Origin of the sequence: Pseudomonas sp. NLJ1 (assembly GCF_049486705.1) — a bacterium.
In the GTDB taxonomy this organism is placed as follows: Bacteria; Pseudomonadota; Gammaproteobacteria; order Pseudomonadales; family Pseudomonadaceae; genus Aquipseudomonas; species Aquipseudomonas inefficax.
Window position 1 is genome coordinate 3965271 of record NZ_CP137735.1, and the last position, 17267, is coordinate 3982537.

Annotated in this window: 15 protein-coding genes; 7 read left to right on the forward strand and 8 right to left on the reverse strand. The window is 63.5% G+C overall.

The window, feature by feature from the left end:
* Positions 1–46: 46 nt before the first annotated feature.
* The 4 genes from R9B85_RS17980 to R9B85_RS17995 all read left to right on the forward strand — a co-directional run bounded on the left by R9B85_RS17980 (position 47) and on the right by R9B85_RS17995 (position 3837).
* Complete coding sequence (locus R9B85_RS17980; RefSeq protein WP_112250938.1) at positions 47–1351, forward strand: homoserine dehydrogenase; 1305 nt, start codon at positions 47–49, stop codon at positions 1349–1351.
* Positions 1352–1409: 58 nt separating this feature from the next.
* Entirely contained in the window at positions 1410–2819 is a 1410-nt protein-coding gene (gene thrC, locus R9B85_RS17985; protein WP_112250940.1) for a threonine synthase, read from the forward strand.
* 237 nt (positions 2820–3056) lie between these two features.
* Positions 3057–3476 carry a histidine kinase gene (locus tag R9B85_RS17990; protein WP_207879873.1) on the forward strand — a complete coding sequence of 140 codons (420 nt, stop codon included), beginning with the start codon at positions 3057–3059 and terminating at the stop codon, positions 3474–3476.
* A 79-nt stretch (positions 3477–3555) separates the two neighbouring features.
* Positions 3556–3837 carry a DUF3509 domain-containing protein gene (locus R9B85_RS17995; RefSeq protein WP_061303183.1) on the forward strand — a complete coding sequence of 94 codons (282 nt, stop codon included), beginning with the start codon at positions 3556–3558 and terminating at the stop codon, positions 3835–3837.
* 284 nt (positions 3838–4121) lie between these two features.
* On the opposite strand, the gene R9B85_RS18000 is transcribed toward R9B85_RS17995, so the two are convergent.
* Positions 4122–4997: a TIGR02285 family protein gene (locus R9B85_RS18000; protein WP_112250944.1), complete on the reverse strand. Its 876-nt coding sequence runs from the start codon at positions 4995–4997 to the stop codon at positions 4122–4124.
* 20 nt (positions 4998–5017) lie between these two features.
* Complete coding sequence (locus tag R9B85_RS18005; RefSeq protein WP_112250946.1) at positions 5018–6217, reverse strand: CaiB/BaiF CoA transferase family protein; 1200 nt, start codon at positions 6215–6217, stop codon at positions 5018–5020.
* Positions 6218–6348: 131 nt separating this feature from the next.
* Here R9B85_RS18005 and R9B85_RS18010 point away from each other — a divergent pair, with 131 nt between their 5' ends.
* Positions 6349–6891, forward strand: a complete 543-nt coding sequence (locus R9B85_RS18010) for a YaeQ family protein (RefSeq protein ID WP_013971198.1) — start codon at positions 6349–6351, stop codon at positions 6889–6891.
* Between the two features lie 7 nt (positions 6892–6898).
* Positions 6899–8608 carry a single-stranded-DNA-specific exonuclease RecJ gene (gene recJ / locus R9B85_RS18015; protein WP_423770416.1) on the forward strand — a complete coding sequence of 570 codons (1710 nt, stop codon included), beginning with the start codon at positions 6899–6901 and terminating at the stop codon, positions 8606–8608.
* Positions 8609–8909: 301 nt separating this feature from the next.
* Here recJ and R9B85_RS18020 read toward each other — a convergent pair whose 3' ends face one another.
* Positions 8910–9173, reverse strand: coding sequence for a DUF3077 domain-containing protein (locus tag R9B85_RS18020; protein ID WP_003258594.1), 264 nt, complete (start codon positions 9171–9173; stop codon positions 8910–8912).
* 883 nt (positions 9174–10056) lie between these two features.
* Here R9B85_RS18020 and R9B85_RS18025 point away from each other — a divergent pair.
* On the forward strand, positions 10057–11163 hold the full coding sequence (locus tag R9B85_RS18025; RefSeq protein ID WP_112250948.1) for an NADH:flavin oxidoreductase/NADH oxidase: 1107 nt from the start codon (positions 10057–10059) through the stop codon (positions 11161–11163).
* 613 nt (positions 11164–11776) lie between these two features.
* Here the strand turns inward: R9B85_RS18025 and R9B85_RS18030 are convergent.
* The 5 genes from R9B85_RS18030 to ydcS all read right to left on the reverse strand — a co-directional run bounded on the left by R9B85_RS18030 (position 11777) and on the right by ydcS (position 17261).
* Positions 11777–13201 (reverse strand): gamma-aminobutyraldehyde dehydrogenase, encoded by a 1425-nt coding sequence (locus R9B85_RS18030; RefSeq protein WP_207879872.1) that lies wholly within the window; start codon positions 13199–13201, stop codon positions 11777–11779.
* A 17-nt stretch (positions 13202–13218) separates the two neighbouring features.
* Complete coding sequence (locus R9B85_RS18035) at positions 13219–14025, reverse strand: ABC transporter permease (RefSeq protein WP_112250954.1); 807 nt, start codon at positions 14023–14025, stop codon at positions 13219–13221.
* Positions 14015–14926, reverse strand: coding sequence for an ABC transporter permease (locus tag R9B85_RS18040; protein ID WP_313853054.1), 912 nt, complete (start codon positions 14924–14926; stop codon positions 14015–14017). The genes R9B85_RS18035 and R9B85_RS18040 overlap by 11 nt, the downstream gene beginning before the upstream one ends.
* Position 14927: 1 nt before the next feature.
* Positions 14928–15959 (reverse strand): ABC transporter ATP-binding protein, encoded by a 1032-nt coding sequence (locus tag R9B85_RS18045; RefSeq protein ID WP_112250958.1) that lies wholly within the window; start codon positions 15957–15959, stop codon positions 14928–14930.
* A 150-nt stretch (positions 15960–16109) separates the two neighbouring features.
* Positions 16110–17261, reverse strand: coding sequence for a putative ABC transporter substrate-binding protein YdcS (gene ydcS, locus R9B85_RS18050; RefSeq protein WP_112250960.1), 1152 nt, complete (start codon positions 17259–17261; stop codon positions 16110–16112).
* Positions 17262–17267 lie beyond the last annotated feature (6 nt).

The window sequence follows — 17267 nt, forward strand, 5'->3', positions numbered from 1 at the left end:
GTTTCACGGTCGGCATAGGCGTCGGCCGTTCAATGGGGAGTTCACAGTGAAACCGGTCAAAGTAGGCATCTGTGGGTTGGGGACCGTCGGTGGCGGAACCTTCAATGTACTTCAGCGCAACGCCGAGGAGATCGCCCGCCGTGCCGGGCGCGGTATTGAAGTGGCACAGATTGCCATGCGCTCGCAGAACCCGAACTGCCAGATTACCGGTACCCCCATTACCGCTGATGTGTTCGAAGTTGCGAGCAACCCGGAGATCGACATTGTCATCGAGCTGATCGGTGGCTACACCGTGGCCCGCGAGCTGGTGCTCAAGGCCATCGAAAACGGCAAGCACGTGGTCACCGCCAACAAGGCGCTGATTGCCGTGCACGGCAATGAAATCTTTGCCAAGGCCCGTGAGAAGGGCGTGATCGTTGCCTTCGAAGCGGCCGTTGCCGGTGGCATCCCGGTGATCAAGGCCATCCGCGAAGGCCTGTCGGCCAACCACATCAACTGGCTGGCCGGCATCATCAACGGCACCGGCAACTTCATCCTCACCGAAATGCGTGAGAAGGGCCGTGCCTTCCCGGACGTACTCGCCGAAGCCCAGGCGCTGGGTTACGCCGAAGCCGACCCGACCTTCGACGTTGAAGGCATCGATGCCGCGCACAAGCTGACCATCCTTGCCTCGATCGCTTTCGGCATCCCGCTGCAATTCGACAAGGCCTATACCGAAGGTATCACCCAGCTGACCACTGCAGACGTGAATTATGCCGAGGCCCTGGGTTACCGCATCAAGCACCTGGGCGTGGCCCGCCGCACTGCCGAAGGCATCGAGCTGCGTGTACACCCGACATTGATCCCGGCCGACCGCCTGATCGCCAACGTCAACGGCGTGATGAACGCCGTCATGGTCAACGGCGACGCCGCCGGTTCCACCCTGTACTACGGCGCGGGTGCCGGCATGGAGCCTACCGCTTCGTCGGTGATCGGCGATCTGGTCGATGTGGTTCGTGCCATGACCTCCGACCCGGAAAACCGCGTGCCGCACCTGGCCTTCCAGCCGGATTCGCTGTCGGCCCACCCGATCCTGCCGATCGAAGCCTGCGAAAGCGCCTACTACCTGCGCATCCAGGCCAAGGATCACCCGGGCGTACTGGCCCAGGTGGCCAGCATCCTCTCGGAACGCGGCATCAACATCGAGTCGATCATGCAGAAGGAAGCCGAGGAACAGGATGGCCTGGTGCCGATGATCCTGCTGACCCATCGCGTGGTCGAGCAGCGCATCAACGACGCCATCGTTGCCCTGGAAGCCCTGCAGGACGTGGTCGGCAAGGTCGTGCGCATTCGCGTCGAGCAGCTCAACTAACAATTGTGCCGTCGGGCCGCCAGTGCGGCCCCGGCCCCAGCATCGAAGGTTTGCACCCATGCGCTATATCAGCACCCGCGGTCAGGCTCCGGCCCTGAATTTCGAAGACGTCCTGCTGGCTGGCCTGGCCAGCGACGGCGGCCTGTACGTCCCGGAAAACCTGCCACGCTTCACCCAGGAAGAAATCGCCTCGTGGGCCGGCCTGCCGTACCACGAACTGGCCTTCCGGGTGATGCGCCCGTTCGTCGAAGGCAGCATCGCCGACGCCGATTTCAAGAAGATCCTCGAAGAAACCTACGGCGAGTTCGCCCACGCCGCGGTTGCACCGCTGCGTCAGTTGAACAGCAACGAGTGGGTCCTGGAGCTGTTCCACGGCCCGACCCTGGCGTTCAAGGACTTCGCCCTGCAACTGCTCGGTCGCCTGCTCGACCATGTGCTGGCCAAGCGCAACGAGCGCGTGGTGATCATCGGCGCTACCAGCGGTGACACCGGCTCCGCCGCCATCGAAGGCTGCCGTCGTTGCGACAACGTCGACATCTTCATCCTGCACCCGCACCAGCGCGTGTCGGAAGTGCAACGCCGGCAGATGACCACCATCTTCGGTGACAACATCCACAACATCGCCGTCGAAGGCAACTTCGACGACTGCCAGGAAATGGTCAAGGCCAGCTTCGCCGACCAGTCGTTCCTCAAGGGCACCCGCCTGGTTGCGGTCAACTCGATCAACTGGGCGCGGATCATGGCCCAGATCGTCTACTACTTCCACGCTGCCCTGCAGCTGGGTGGCCCGGCGCGTTCCGTGGCGTTCTCGGTGCCGACCGGCAACTTCGGCGACATCTTCGCAGGCTACCTGGCACGTAACATGGGCCTGCCGGTCAGCCAGCTGATCGTCGCCACCAACCGCAACGACATCCTGCACCGCTTCATGAGCGGCAACCAGTACGTCAAGGAAACCCTGCACGCGACCCTGTCGCCGTCGATGGACATCATGGTCTCGTCCAACTTCGAGCGCCTGCTGTTCGACCTGCACGGCCGCAACGGTGGCGCCATTGCCGAGCTGATGGCCAACTTCAAGCAAGGTGGCGGCTTCAGTGTCGAGCAAGACCGCTGGACCGAAGCGCGCAAACTGTTCGACTCGCTGGCAGTGAGCGACGAGCAGACCTGCGAAACCATCGCCGAAGTATTTGCCGCCACCGGTGAGGTGCTTGACCCGCACACCGCAATCGGCGTCAAGGCCGCCCGCGAATGCCGCCGCAGCCTGGACACGCCGATGGTGGTGCTGGGTACCGCGCACCCGGTCAAGTTCCCGGAAGCGGTGGAGAAGGCCGGTGTTGGCAAGGCGCTGGAGCTGCCGGCGCACCTCAGCGACCTGTTCAGCCGTGAGGAGCGTTGCACGGTGCTGGCCAATGACCTGAAGGCTGTGCAGGGCTTTGTCAGCCAGCATGGTAACCGCGGCAAACCATTGTAAGCATTGCTATCGCCCGGGGGCTGCTGCGCAGCCCTTTCGCGACACAAGGCCGCTCCTACAGGAGATCGCGACCCATGCAACAGGCGCGTTCCCCTGTAGGAGCGGCCTTGTGTCGCGATGGGCCGCAAAGCGGCCCCAACAATTTCAGGCTTTCCCTCAATCCAATCAGAAAAATCCTATTCAGTTCACCCAGCGCCAAGCCTAGATTAGCCGGTCCTCCCACCAGGAGCGGCTTTCATGCACCAGCCCTATGTGTTGATTCACCAGGCTCGCCCATCCCACCAGATACTCCTGCACCAGGCCCTTAACGCCCAAGGCATGTTTCATGTGCGCATCAGCGAAACCAGCGCAGACCTTGACGCCTGCCTGAACGCCGATCACCGCCCCGATCTGCTGATCCTTGACCACGCCATGCCAACCCGGGCCGGCCTTGCCTTGCTCGAACAGCAGCACCGAACCCGCGCTTTGCTATTCGTCGGCCAGGCTACCCCCAAGCGCCACAACCTTGCCCAAGAGGCCAGAAACCGGGGCCTGTGGGTGCTTGCCGAGTTGCCCTGGCCGCTTTCGATGCCACGCCTGCAGCGTGCCCTGCAAGCACTGCAGGTGCGCCCTTGGCGGCGTATTCAAACTGTCACCTCGGCCCCGCATGCTCACTGAAGCAGCCGCGGTGTAACGAACTTTCCGCTGCGTCTGTTGGTCAGTTCCTCTATATCCCACCACGCAGCGAGTGATCCGGATGGAAAGAATCTGCAGACTGCTTAACGAAGCCCTGACCCCCTATCAGACCCACCTTGGCGTCGCCGATGCCCAGGGTAATCGCCAATTGACCGTTCACGACCGCCTTGCCGGCATCACCCTTCGGCGCACAGTCAGCGAGCGCCAATTGCAGGAACAAAGCCTTTTGATCGACCTGGTGGATGGCCTGCACCGCGACCTGCAGATCGCCGAAGGGCGCTTGCAGCCCTGTGTGATCGCGGCATTGCAGCAGCGCCAGCAACCCCATGGAACCTTTGCCTGAGTGGTTTATCAGACACTGTAGGGCAACCCCGCCAGTGCTTTGCTCCGGCGCTGGCAAGGTTGTCACGGGAAGCCCTCAAGGGCTTTCGCTTGGCCCCGGGCGTGTTTCCCCAGCGCCCGGGGTTTCTTTTTTTGGTGGGCAGGCATATATCCTTGTAGGAGCGGCTTTGTGTCGCGATGGGCCGCAAAGCGGCCCCGGCAACCTTCGCTGCGAAGCTGAAAATGTGGGGCCGCTTCACGCCCCATCGCGACACAAGGCCGCTCCTACAGGGGCTGAGCCGACAGCTAGTGGTCTTCGAAGAAGCGCTTGCTTTCTTCCAGGTAGTCTTCCTGCAACGCCGGGTCCAGCCAGCGTGCATACAATGCCGGCAACACGTCCCGGCGCAGGGCAGGCAGCAACTGGTCGATGTGCGCAATCGCTTTACGCCCCAACTCGCTGTTCGAACAGCCTACATGCAGAAACTGATAGCGGTTCACCCCTTGAACAGGATGAAACCGGTAGTCAGCCAGTGCTCCGCCTTGCTGCTCGATCAGGTAGCGCACTTCGGGCCAGTAGCCGAGCACCATGCGCAGGCGCCCCAGCTGTTGCATCTGCAGCAGGTTGGCGGTGGCGTCGTTGCCGTAGTGGCGGCTGAACGCGGTCTCGGGCAACTGGCGCAGAATTGCGTCGATCTGTGTGCCATAGCTGCGCTCGGCGACAACTCCCAGCTTCAGCGAAGTCTTGCTCAGCAGGCCATGCAGATTTACCTGCTGGCCGTCGAGGTAAGGCGCTACCAGCGCCTCGCTGTCCTTGCGCAGCACCAGGCCGCCACTGAACACGCCTAGAGAGGGCGTTGAAAACCGCACGTATTCGGCGCGGTCCGGCGTCCACAGTAAGGTCGGGTCGCAGGTGAAGGTCTGCGGGTCCTGCAGCATCTGGATGCCGCGGGCGCGGTTGACGCGCACGATGCTGTGGTCATATTCGGGCATCTGCCTGATAAGCAGAGGCAACAGCTGGTCGATCACCCCACGGCCTTTTTCCGGTCCTTCCAGAATGGTGAACGGCGGCAGGTCGCGCACCAGCCAGAAGATGCGCTCCTTGGCGTTGGCTGGCTGCAGTAGTAATGCGGGCAGCAGCCCGCACAGCAGAGCCAGGTGGCGTAGGCAACGGGCAGTGCGCATGGACCAGGGCCGCGCCAGGGTCAGACCGTGCCTGCTGCGCGCAGGCTGGCGATAGCCGCTGCGTCGTAGCCCAGGTTGCCGAGCAGCGCCTCGGTATGTTCGCCCAGCGCCGGGCCTACCCACTCGGTGGAGCCGGGGGTGTCCGACAGCTTGGGCACGATGCCCGGCATGCGGAATGGCTTGCCGTCCGGCAGCTTGGCCTGCAGGAACATTTCGCGTGCCAGGTACTGCGGGTCGTTGAACATGTCCTCGGCCGAATAGATGCGGCTGGCCGGTACTTCGGCGGTGTTCAGCACTTGCATCAGTTGTTCCAGTGGCAGGCTGTTGGCCCAGCGGTCGATTACCCCGTACAGCTCGTCACGGCGCAGGTCGCGGCCATCGTTGGTGGCCAGGGTCGGGTCGTCGGCCAGGTCGGTGCGGCCAATGGCTTGCATGAAGCGCTTGAAGATCGCATCGCCGTTGGCACCGATCTGCACATGCTTGCCGTCGGCGCTGGTGTGGATGGAAGAGGGTGTGATGCCCGGCATGATGTTGCCGGTGCGTTCGCGGATAAAGCCGAACACATCGAACTCCGGGACCATGCTTTCCATCATGGCGAAGATCGCTTCGTACAGGGCGACGTCCACCACCTGGCCCTGGCCGCCGTTGACTTCCCGGTGCCGCAGCGCCATCAGTGCGCCGATAACCCCCCACAGGGCGGCAATCGAATCACCGATGGAAATACCCGTGCGTACCGGCGGTCGGTCGTCGAAGCCGGTGATGTAGCGCAGGCCGCCCATCGACTCGCCTACCGCGCCAAAGCCCGGCTGGTCTTTCATCGGCCCGGTCTGGCCGAAGCCCGACAGGCGCACCATGACCAGGCGCGGGTTCAGTGCATGCAGCACATCCCAGCCCAGGCCGAGTTTTTCCAGCACGCCCGGGCGGAAGTTCTCGATCAGGATGTCGGCCTCGGCCAGCAGGCGTTTGAGAATCTCACGGCCCTCGGGGTGCTTGAGGTTGAGGGTGAGCGACTGCTTGTTGCGGGCCTGCACGAACCACCACAGCGAGGTGCCCTCGTACAGCTTGCGCCATTTGCGCAATGGGTCGCCGCCGTCGGGCGATTCGACCTTTATCACCTCGGCGCCGAATTCGGCACAGATGCGCGAGGCGAACGGCCCAGCGATCAGGGTGCCGAGTTCTACTACTTTGAGGCCGGCGAGGGGTTTGCTGGGCGTCGACATGGGGCATCCGTGGCAGCTGGGCAGAGCCGTGTTTTTATCACACGTCGGTTTCGCCGGGTACTGCTGCGGCGCATGGAAGGTGCGGATGGGTTAGACTGTGCCACTTTTCTTTTGCACGAAGCCCGTCGACCATGGCCCAGCCGTCCACTACCTACAAATTCGAACTGAACCTGACCGACCTCGACCGCGGCGTGTACGAAAACGTCCGTCAGACCATCGCCCGCCACCCTTCGGAAACCGAAGAACGCATGGCCGTGCGCCTGCTGGCCTACGCCCTGTGGTACAACGAAAACCTGTCGTTCGGCCGTGGCTTGTCCGATGTGGACGAAGCGGCGCTGTGGGAAAAGAGCCTGGACGATCGCATCCTGCACTGGATCGAAGTAGGCCAGCCGGACGCCGACCGACTGACCTGGTGCTCACGCCGCACCGAGCGCACCAGCCTGCTGGCCTACGGCAGCCTGCGCGTATGGCAGAACAAGGTGGTTGATGCGGTCAAGGGCTTGAAGAACCTGAGCATCGCCGCCGTGCCGCAGGAGGTGCTGGAAACCCTCGCCACCGACATGCCACGCACCATCAAGTGGGACGTGATGATCAGTGAGGGCACGCTGTTCGTCACCGACGACCGTGGCCAGCACGAAGTGCAGCTGGAATGGCTGCTGGGTGAGCGCGGCTGAATCACCCATGCGTATCGAACCTCGCCCGTTGCCGCCGACCCTGCCATTCCTGGGTAACCTGCCGCCCTTGCTGACCCGCCTGTACGCCGCCCGCGGCGTGCAGAGCGAGGCCGAGCTGGACAAAAGCCTCGCGCGCCTGCTGCCATACCAGCAGCTCAAGGGCATCGAGGCCGGCGTGGACCTGCTGGTCGAGGCCATCGACCAGCGCCAGCGCATCCTCATCGTTGGCGACTTCGATGCCGACGGCGCCACCGCTAGTACCGTCGGCGTGCTGGGCCTGCGCCTGCTGGGTGCGGCCCATGTCGACTACCTTGTGCCCAACCGCTTCGAATACGGTTACGGTCTGACTCCGGAAATCGTCGAGGTGGCGCTGCAACGCCAGCCGCAGCTGTTGATCACCGTGGACAATGGCATTTCCAGCGTCGACGGTGTGGCTGCCGCCAAGGCCGCCGGACTCAAGGTGCTGGTCACCGACCACCACCTGCCGGGCGCGGAGTTGCCCGATGCCGACGCGATCATCAACCCCAACCAGCCGGGCTGTAGCTTCCCGAGCAAGGCGCTGGCCGGGGTAGGGGTGATCTTCTACGTGCTGATGGCGTTGCGCGCGCGCCTGCGCAGCCTGGGGCGTTACGAAACGCAGCCACAGCCGAACATCGGCGAATTGCTCGACCTGGTTGCCCTGGGCAGCGTCGCCGACGTGGTGCCATTGGATGCCAACAACCGCATCCTGGTGCACCAGGGCCTCGAACGCATTCGCGCCGGCCGCGCCCGACCGGGGCTCAAGGCCATTCTTGAAGTGGCCCGTCGCGATCACCGGCGCATCACCTCGACCGACCTCGGCTTCATCCTCGGCCCGCGGCTGAACGCTGCCGGGCGCCTGGACGACATGAGCCTGGGCATCGAATGCCTGCTGTGTGAAGACGCGGCCCTGGCCCAGGACATGGCGCAGCAACTGGACGACCTGAACCAGGACCGCAAGTCCATCGAGCAGGGCATGCAGCGCGAGGCCCTGGCCCAGCTCAAGGACCTGCCGGTCGAGTCGATGCCATATGGCCTGTGCCTGTTCGATGCCGACTGGCACCAGGGGGTGATCGGTATTCTGGCTTCGCGGTTGAAGGAGCGTTACCACCGGCCGACTATCGCCTTCGCCGACGCTGGCGAGGGTATGCTCAAAGGGTCGGCGCGTTCGGTGCCGGGGTTCCATATTCGTGATGCACTGGATGCCGTGGCGGCGCGCCACCCGCAGCTGATCAGCAAGTTCGGCGGCCACGCGATGGCGGCGGGGTTGTCGTTGCCCGAGGCCAATTTCCCGGCATTTGCCGAGGCGTTCGACGAAGAAGTGCGACGCCAATTGGGTGAAGAGGACCTGACCGGTCGGCTGTTGTCCGACGGCAGCCTGGCGGTGGAGGAGTTCCACCTCGACCTGGCCAAGGCCCTGCGCCATGCCGGGCCCTGGGGGCAGCACTTCCCCGAGCCGCTGTTCCATGGCGTGTTCCAGCTGGTGGAGCAGCGCGTGGTGGGCGAGCGGCACTTGAAGGTAGTGCTCAAGAGCGAGTGCGGCTCGGTGCGGCTGGACGGCATTGCCTTTGGCATTGACCGCGAAGTATGGCCGAACCCCACGGTGCGTTGGGTCGAGTTGGCATACAAGCTGGATGTGAACGAGTTTCGTGGTAATGAAAGTGTGCAGTTGATGATTGCCCACATGGAGCCGCGCTGAGGGTAGATACCGCCGCTGCTGACGGCCTGGCGCTGACCCGTTGTGGGAGCGGGTTCACCCGTGAACACCGGCGAAGCCGGTGCCATCCACCGAGTCGCTGCTTCGCGGGCATGCCCGCTCCCACAGGGCCTGCACCGGGCTCAAGGCTTGCGCTGTACCTGTGGGAGCGGGTTCACCCGCGAACACCGGCGAAGCCGGTGCCATGCACCAAGTCGCATTCTTCGCGGGTAAACCCGCTCCCACAAGGCTCTGCGGCGGGCTGGCTAATGTGCTCCATGTGCGATCGATGATCACATCAAACTCAGCGCGCCATACCTAACTCGGCATCATCCATCAGTGCCTTGGCCATCGCACTGAGATAGTGCGCAGCCCAGATCATCATGGGCTTCTCATCCATCAGCCCGACGATGGTCAACTCCCGCACATAGCCCATCAATTCCGAAGCCTGATCACGGGCGTCTCGGCATGGAATGCCCGCTTCGATGCGAAATAATGGGTGGGTCTGGTTTTCACCCTGAAAGAAAGTGGTCTTGCCGACGGTGAATTGGGTGTCGTCTGTGTTCATTGATCCCTCTCCTGATCTTTCTGAGCGTTTTGTCGGAGGAGAAGAAATGAGGGGTGGATCAGGGACTGTCTTTTTCATATCAATCACTCGTATGGTTGCTGATTGACCGCCTCTCCGATTCCACACGAAGGGTGGCAGTTGTACGCGGTGTGGAATCCAGGCTACGAGTAAACCCGGTAGGCTTTGCGGCCTTCCGCGCACAACTGCCATGACGACAGCTACTCGGTAATTGATCGGGATTCCACACCCGGACGCTGAATACCAGCGACCAGCAAAGGCTAGAGAGTCAGGATTCCAGTCACAATCAGACGCGAGTCGACAGGACTTGTAGGGTATTTCCTCAGCTTAGGCTTCACCAGATCGGGATCGTAGGGATTATCTGAAATACCTGTCAGAGTGCCTGCCTGTAGCGGCGGTCAGGGCTGCCAGGTGCCTGCCTTGAGAGCGATGTCGCCTATGAGATCGAGCGCCGCCCGCGCGGCGCTTCGCGGGGCAAGCCCGCTCCCACATTTGTTGCAACGTGCCGAACCTGTCAGGCCATGGTTGCCTGCCTTGGTGCATGTCTTGAGGCAGGTGAGGCGGCATCAATGCCCACCTCGAAATCCAGTCATGCCAACAAGGCTGACAACCATGGCCTCACAGACATGGCCACGTTGCAACAAATGTGGGAGCGGGCTTGTCCCGCGAAGCGCCGCGCGGGCGGCGCTCGATCTCACTGGCGCCATCACTCTCACGCCAAACACCCCGCACCCCACCCGAAATCCCATGGAACCTCCCCCCCAACCATTCTGGTCTAGTCTGAAGTTATGACCGGACCTGGGCCAGGGACGTGCAATTGAGTGCCCGGGCCGGATCACCATTGGAGTCCTTGGGAGGTGCCCTCATGAGCCTGCTGCTCGAGCCTTACACCCTGCGTCAGCTGACCCTGCCCAACCGCATCGCCGTTTCGCCGATGTGCCAGTATTCCGCCGTCGATGGCCTGGCCAACGATTGGCACCTTGTCCATTTAGGCAGCCGCGCCGTGGGTGGCGCTGGCCTGGTGATCACTGAAGCCGTGGCGGTGACCGCCGATGGCCGCATCACCGCTGAAGACCTCGGCCTGTGGGACGACGCTCAGATCGCCCCGCTGCAACGCATCACCCGCTTCATCACCGCCCAGGGGGGCATGCCCGGTATTCAGCTGGCCCACGCCGGGCGCAAGGCCAGCACCTATCGCCCGTGGCTGGGCAAGCAAGGCAGCGTCAAGCTCGAAGAGGGCGGCTGGCAGCCGGTAGGGCCGTCGAAGATTGCCTTCGACCCCCAGCACACCCCGCCGCGTGAATTGAACAAGGATGAAATCGAGCAGGTGATCGCCGCCTTCGTCGCCTCGACCGAGCGTGCCCTGAAGGCCGGCTTCAAGGTGGTCGAGATCCACGCCGCCCACGGCTACCTGTTGCACCAGTTCCTGTCACCACTTAGCAACCAGCGCCGCGACGAGTACGGTAGCTGCTTCGAAAACCGCATCCGCCTGACCCTGCAGGTGGTCGAGGCCGTGCGCAAGGTCTGGCCTGCCGAGTTACCGCTGTTCGTGCGGGTATCGGCGACCGACTGGGTCGAGGACGGCTGGAACCCGGATGAAACCGTCGAACTGGCCCGCCGTCTGCGTGGCCTGGGCGTCGACCTGATCGACGTGTCCTCCGGTGGCACCTCGGTCAACGCCGAAATCCCCACCGGCCCGGGCTACCAGACGCGCTTCGCCGAGCGTGTGCGCAAGGAATCGGAAATCGCCACCGGCACCGTGGGCATGATCACCGAACCGGCCCAGGCCGAGCACATTCTGCGCACTGGCCAGGCCGACATCATCTTCCTCGCCCGCGAACTGCTGCGCGACCCATACTGGCCGTTGCATGCCGACGACGACCTGGGCGGCAACAAAGCTACCTGGCCGGCGCAATACCAGCGCGCCACCAGCCGGGCCAACCCGATTCACGAGTCGGACCTGCGGGATTGACCTGACCCAAGCATTACGCGGTCGTTGTAGGAGCGGCCTTGTGTCGCGAAAGGGCTGCGAAGCGGCCCCAGGTTTCCAGCTCCGCCGCTGATATTACCGGGGCCGCTTTGCGGCCCTTTCGCGACACAGGGCCGCTCCCACACGGTATTGCACCGCCTTTGAATGCGATGCGGTATCTGTGGGAGCGGGCATGCCCGCGAAGAAGGCGACTCGGTGTATGGCACCGGCTTTGCCGGTGTTCGCGGCGGTTCGACGCCTCGATGAACCCGCTCCCACAGAGGTCGCGCAAAATCAGGCGTTGATACTTACTCCTGTTCTATTGGCTACTTCCAAATAGTCAACCACTGCCTCTTTGAACGCGGCAGGCAATAGCCTGCGCGACCGAGCGTGAAACCCGACGATATCGCAAGTTGTGCATAGGTGCCCGACCCATGAATGGTCTTCCTTGCTGTATTTCACCTTTGCTCGTTGTCCTCGATATTTCATGTCATCCAGCCTCGTGATAATCCAGTTTCGATGACTACAAGCTAAAGGATGTGGCACTAGGAATGGGCCGAACCGATTGCAGGAAAGCTCCTGGACTGAGGTGCCGGTCTCAGCCCAGGCATTACCCTCAATGCTTGATCATCACATGCCGCACACAGGTGTAGTCCTCCAGCCCATACATCGACATGTCCTTGCCATACCCCGAATGCTTTTGCCCACCATGGGGCATTTCGCTGACCAGCATGAAGTGGGTATTCACCCAGGTGCAGCCATACTGCAAACGTGCTGCCAGGCGATGGGCACGGCCGGTGTCGCGGGTCCATACCGAGGAAGCCAGGCCGTATTCGGAGTCGTTGGCCCATTCCAGGGCCTGCGCTTCGTCGTTGAAGCGCGTCACCGACACAACCGGGCCGAACACTTCGTTACGCACGATTTCGTCGTCCTGCAGGGCATCGGCCAGCACGGTCGGCTCGAAGAAGAAACCGTCGCCCTCGATCGCCTTGCCACCGGTCACCAGGCGGATGTGCGGCTGGGCGATGGCCCGTTGTACCAGCCCTGCAACCTTGTCGCGGTGCTGGGCACTGATCAGTGGCCCCAGTTCGGTGTCCTCGGCTTCCTGCAGACCTGGCTTGAGGCTGGCCACTGCGGCCCCCAGGCGTTCGACGAAACGCTCGTAGATGCCATCCTGCACGTACAGCCGACAGGCTGCGGTGCAGTCCTGGCCGGCGTTGTAGAAGCCGAAGGTACGGATACCGTCGATGGCGGCATCGATGTCGGCATCGTCGAACACCAGCACCGGGGCCTTGCCGCCCAGTTCCATGTGCATGCGTTTCACGCTGTCGGCAGTGGCGCTGATGATGTGCGCGCCGGTGGGGATCGAGCCGGTCAGCGAGACCATGCGCACCTTGGGGTGGCTGACCAGCGGGTTGCCCACCGTCTGGCCACGGCCGAAGAGGATGTTCAGCACCCCAGGTGGCAGCAGGTCCCGGGCGAGTTCGCCGAGGCGCAGGGCGGTCAGCGGGGTCAGCTCGGAGGGCTTGATCACCACGGTGTTGCCGGCAGCCAGGGCCGGGGCGATCTTCCACGCCAGCATCATCAACGGGTAGTTCCATGGCGCGATCGAGGCCACCACGCCCAGCGGGTCACGGCGGATCATCGAAGTATGGCCTGGCAGGTATTCGCCGGCTGCCGAGCCGCCCAGGCAGCGGGCGGCCCCGGCAAAGTAGCGGAACACGTCGGCAATTGCCGGGATCTCGTCATTCAGCGCGGCGCTTAGCGGCTTGCCGCAGTTCTGCGATTCCAGGCGGGCCAGTTCATCGCCATGGGCTTCGATGGCGTCGGCCAGCGCCAGCAAGGCTTGCGAGCGTTCCTTTGGGCTGGTTTGCGACCAGCTGTCGAAGGCCTGGTCGGCGGCGCGCACGGCGCTGTCCACCTGGGCCTCGCTGGCTTCGTTGATCTGCGCCAGGGCAGTGCCCAGCGCCGGGTTGAGCACGGTCCAGGCCGGGCCTTGGCCAGCGACCAGCTGGCCATTGATCAGCATCTGCGTTTGCATCGGGGACTCCTCCAGGGTCATTTGCCGCTGCCCGCGACGCTTTCGCCGCCACGGGTCAGGTAATAGGCACCAAGTATCGGCAGCATGGTCACCAGCATCACCAGCATGGCGACCACGTTGGTCACCGGCACATCGCGCGGGCGGCTGAGCTGGTTGAGCAGCCAGATCGGCAGGGTGCGTTCGTGGCCGGCGGTGAAGGTGGTGACGATGATTTCGTCGAACGACAGGGCAAAGGCCAGCATGCCGCCGGCCAGTAGCGCCGAGCCCAGGTTGGGCAGGATGATGTAGCGAAAGGTCTGCCAGCCGTCGGCGCCCAGGTCCATCGAGGCTTCGATCAGGCTCTGCGAAGTCCGCCGCAGGCGGGCGATCACGTTGTTGTAGACGATCACCACGCAGAAGGTGGCGTGGCCGACCACGATGGTGAACACCCCGGGCTCGATCCCCAAGGCCTTGAACGCCGAGAGCAGGGCGATGCCGGTGATGATGCCGGGCAGGGCGATGGGCAGGATCAGCATCAGCGAAATGCTTTCCTTGCCGAAAAAGCTGCGCCGGTACAACGCCGCCGAGGCCAGCGTGCCGAGCACCAGGGCGATCAGCGTGGCCAGGCAGGCCACTTGCAGCGACAGCTTGATCGCTTCCAGCACATCGGGCCGGGCGAAGGCCACGGCGAACCACTTCAGGGTAAAGCCCTTGGGCGGAAAGCTGAATGCCGCGTCTTCGGTGTTGAAGGCATACAGAAAGATGATCAGGATCGGGAAATGCAGGAACAGCAACCCGCCCCAGGCCGCCAGGCGCAGCCCGGTCGAGGCATTTTCAGAGTGCATCGAAGGCCCCCAGTCGCTTGACGATGGACAGGTAGACCGCGATCAGCACGATCGGCACCAGGGTGAATGCGGCGGCCATCGGCATGTTGCCGATCGCCCCTTGCTGGGCATAGACCATGCTGCCGATGAAGTAACCGGGCGGGCCGATCAGCTGCGGCACGATGAAGTCGCCCAGGGTCAGCGAGAAAGTGAATATCGAGCCGGCGGCAATGCCCGGGATCGACAGCGGCAGTATCACCTGCACGAAGGTTTGTCCGGGCCGGGCGCCGAGGTCTGCCGAGGCTTGCAGCAGCGATGGCGGCAAGCGTTCCAGCGAGGCCTGGATCGGCAGGATCATGAACGGCAGCCAGATGTACACGAACACCATGAAGCGCCCCAGATGCGAAGTAGACAGCGTGCTGCCACCCACGCCCGGCACCGCCAGCACCGTTTGCAACAGGGCATCCAGGTGCAGTTGCTGGACGAACCACTGGGCCACGCCGCCCTTGGCCAGCAGCAGGGTCCACGCGTAGGTCTTGACGATGTAGCTGGCCCACATCGGCATCATCACGGCGATGTAGAAAAACGCCTTGGTCTTGCCGCTGGTGTAGCGCGCCATGTAGTAGGCGATGGGGAAGGCCAGCACGGCGCTGGCCAGCGACACCGCCACCGCCATGCACAAGGTGCGCAGAATGATGTCGAAGTTCGACGGGTTGAACAGCGCGGCGAAATTGCCCAGGGTCAGGTCCGGGGTCACCGCCATGGTGAAGTCGTCGAAGGTATAGAAGCCCTGCCACAGCAGGTTCAGCAGCGAACCCAGGTAAATTGCGCCGAACCAGGTCAGTGGCGGGATCAGCAGCAGGGCCAGGTACAGGTTGGGGCGCCGGTACAGCAGGTTGGACAGGCCGCGCAGTGTGCTCATGTCAGCGGCCCTCGGTTTCCTGCAGCACCGTCATGGCTTCGTGGGGCCAGTGTGCCTGTACCGGTTGCCCGGGTTGCCAGGCCTGTACCTGCGCCTGCCAGCGGTCGTTGGCCTGGCTCACCGCCAGTAGTTGGCCGCTGTCCAGTTGCAGCTCGTAGCGGGTGGCACTGCCCTGGTACTGGATGTCGCGCAGCAGGCCGCTGACCTGGACGTGCTGGCCGGCTGTGGCCGGGGCGCCGAGGCGGATGTGTTCAGGGCGGATGGAGAAGGGCGCCGGGCTGCCATTGAGCGCCATGGCCAATTCACCACGCAGCACATTGGAGGTGCCGACGAATTCGGCGACGAAGGTGGTCGCCGGCTGCATGTACAGGTTGCGCGGGGTGTCGACCTGCTCGATACGGCCGCGGTTGAACACTGCGACACGGTCGGACATCGACAGCGCTTCGGTCTGGTCGTGGGTGACGAATATGAAGGTGATGCCCAGCTGGCGCTGCAGCTTTTTCAGCTCGCCCTGCATCTGTTCGCGCAACTTCAGGTCCAGCGCGCCAAGCGGCTCGTCCAGCAGCAGTACCCGTGGCCGGTTGACCAGCGCGCGGGCCAGGGCCACGCGCTGGCGCTGGCCACCGGACAACTGCGCCGGCTTGCGTGCGCCGTAGCCGGCCAGGGCCACCATCGCCAGGGCTTCTTCGGCCCTGCTGTGGCGTTCGGCCTTGGCCACGCCCTTTACCTTCAGACCGTAGGCAATGTTGTCCAGCACGTTCATGTGCGGGAACAGGGCGTAGTCCTGGAATACGGTGTTGACGTCGCGCTGGTAGGGCGGTACGCCGGCAGCCTCGACGCCGTGGATGCGGATCGAACCGCTGGTGGGTTGCTCGAAGCCTGCAATCAGACGCAGGCAGGTGGTCTTGCCCGAACCAGAGGGGCCGAGCATGGAGAAGAATTCGCCATCGATGATGTCGATGCTGACCTGGTCGACGGCCTTGATCTCGCCGAAGGTGCGGGAAACCTGGGTGAACTGGACGGCTAGGGGCATGCATAGGCTCCGGACAACACGGTTTCTCCTGTACCGGCCTCTTCGCGGGTAAACCCGCTCCCACAGGTTCATCACCGCCTGCAAGGGTGGCGCTTTACCTGTGGGAGCGGGTTTACCCGCGAAGAGGCCGGCACAGGCATTCAGGCAACCTCAGCGCCCACCCATGATCGCAATGTAATCCTGGGTCCAGCGGCTATATGGCACGAACTTGCCGCCCTGGGCCTGCGGGGTTTTCCAGAAGGCGATCTTGTCGAAGTTGTCGAAACCGTTGGTCTTGCAGCCCTCGGCCCCCAGCAGCTCGCTGCCGGTGCAGGCCGCCGGCACCGCCGGCAACGAACCGAACCAGGCCGCCACATCACCCTGTACCTTCGGCTGCAGCGACCAGTCCATCCATTTGTAGGCACAGTTGGGGTGCTTGGCTTCGCTGTGCAGCATGGTGGTGTCGGCCCAGCCGGTCGCGCCTTCCTTGGGGATGGTCGAGGCCACGGGCTGCTTCTCTGCCTTCAGGCCATTGACCATGTAGCCCCAGGAGCTGGAGGCGACCACGCCTTCGTTCTTCACATCGCTCATCTGCACCGTGGCGTCATGCCAGTAGCGGTGAATCAGCGGTTGCTGCTGGCGCAGCAGTTCCAGCACGGCCTTGTACTGCGCTTCGTTAAGCTCGTACGGGTCCTGGATGCCCAGCTCCGGCTTGGCCGTCTTCAGGTACAACGCCGCATCGGCGATGTAGATCGGCCCATCGTAGGCCTGCACGCGGCCCTTGTTCGGCTTGCCGTCGGGAAGGTTCTGCGGCTCGAACAGTACGCCCCAGCTGGTGGGCGCCTGCTTGAATACGTCGGTGTTGTACAGCAGTACGTTCGGCCCCCACTGGTACGGGGTGCCGTATACCTGCTTGTCGACTACGTACCAGCCACCGTTCTGCAGCCGTGGGTCGATGTTTTTCCAGTTGGGGATCAAGGTAGTGTTGATCGGCTGTACCCGCTTGCCCGCGATCAGTCGCAGCGACGCATCGCCCGAGGCGGTGACCAGGTCGTAGCCGCCCTTGGTCATCAGGCTGACCATCTCGTCCGAGGTGGCAGCGGTCTTTACGCTGACCTTGCAGCCGGTTTCCTTCTCGAAGCCGGTTACCCAGTCGTAGGCCTTGTCGCTTTCACCGCGCTCGATGTAGCCGGGCCAGGCGACGATGTCCAGGCGGCCCTCGCCGGGCCCCAGGGCCTTGGGCGGCTCGGCAGCCTGCAGGCTGGCGCTGGCCAGCACGGCGCAGGCGGTTGCGCCGAGCAATGCGGTCTTGTGCACTGACATGGTGTT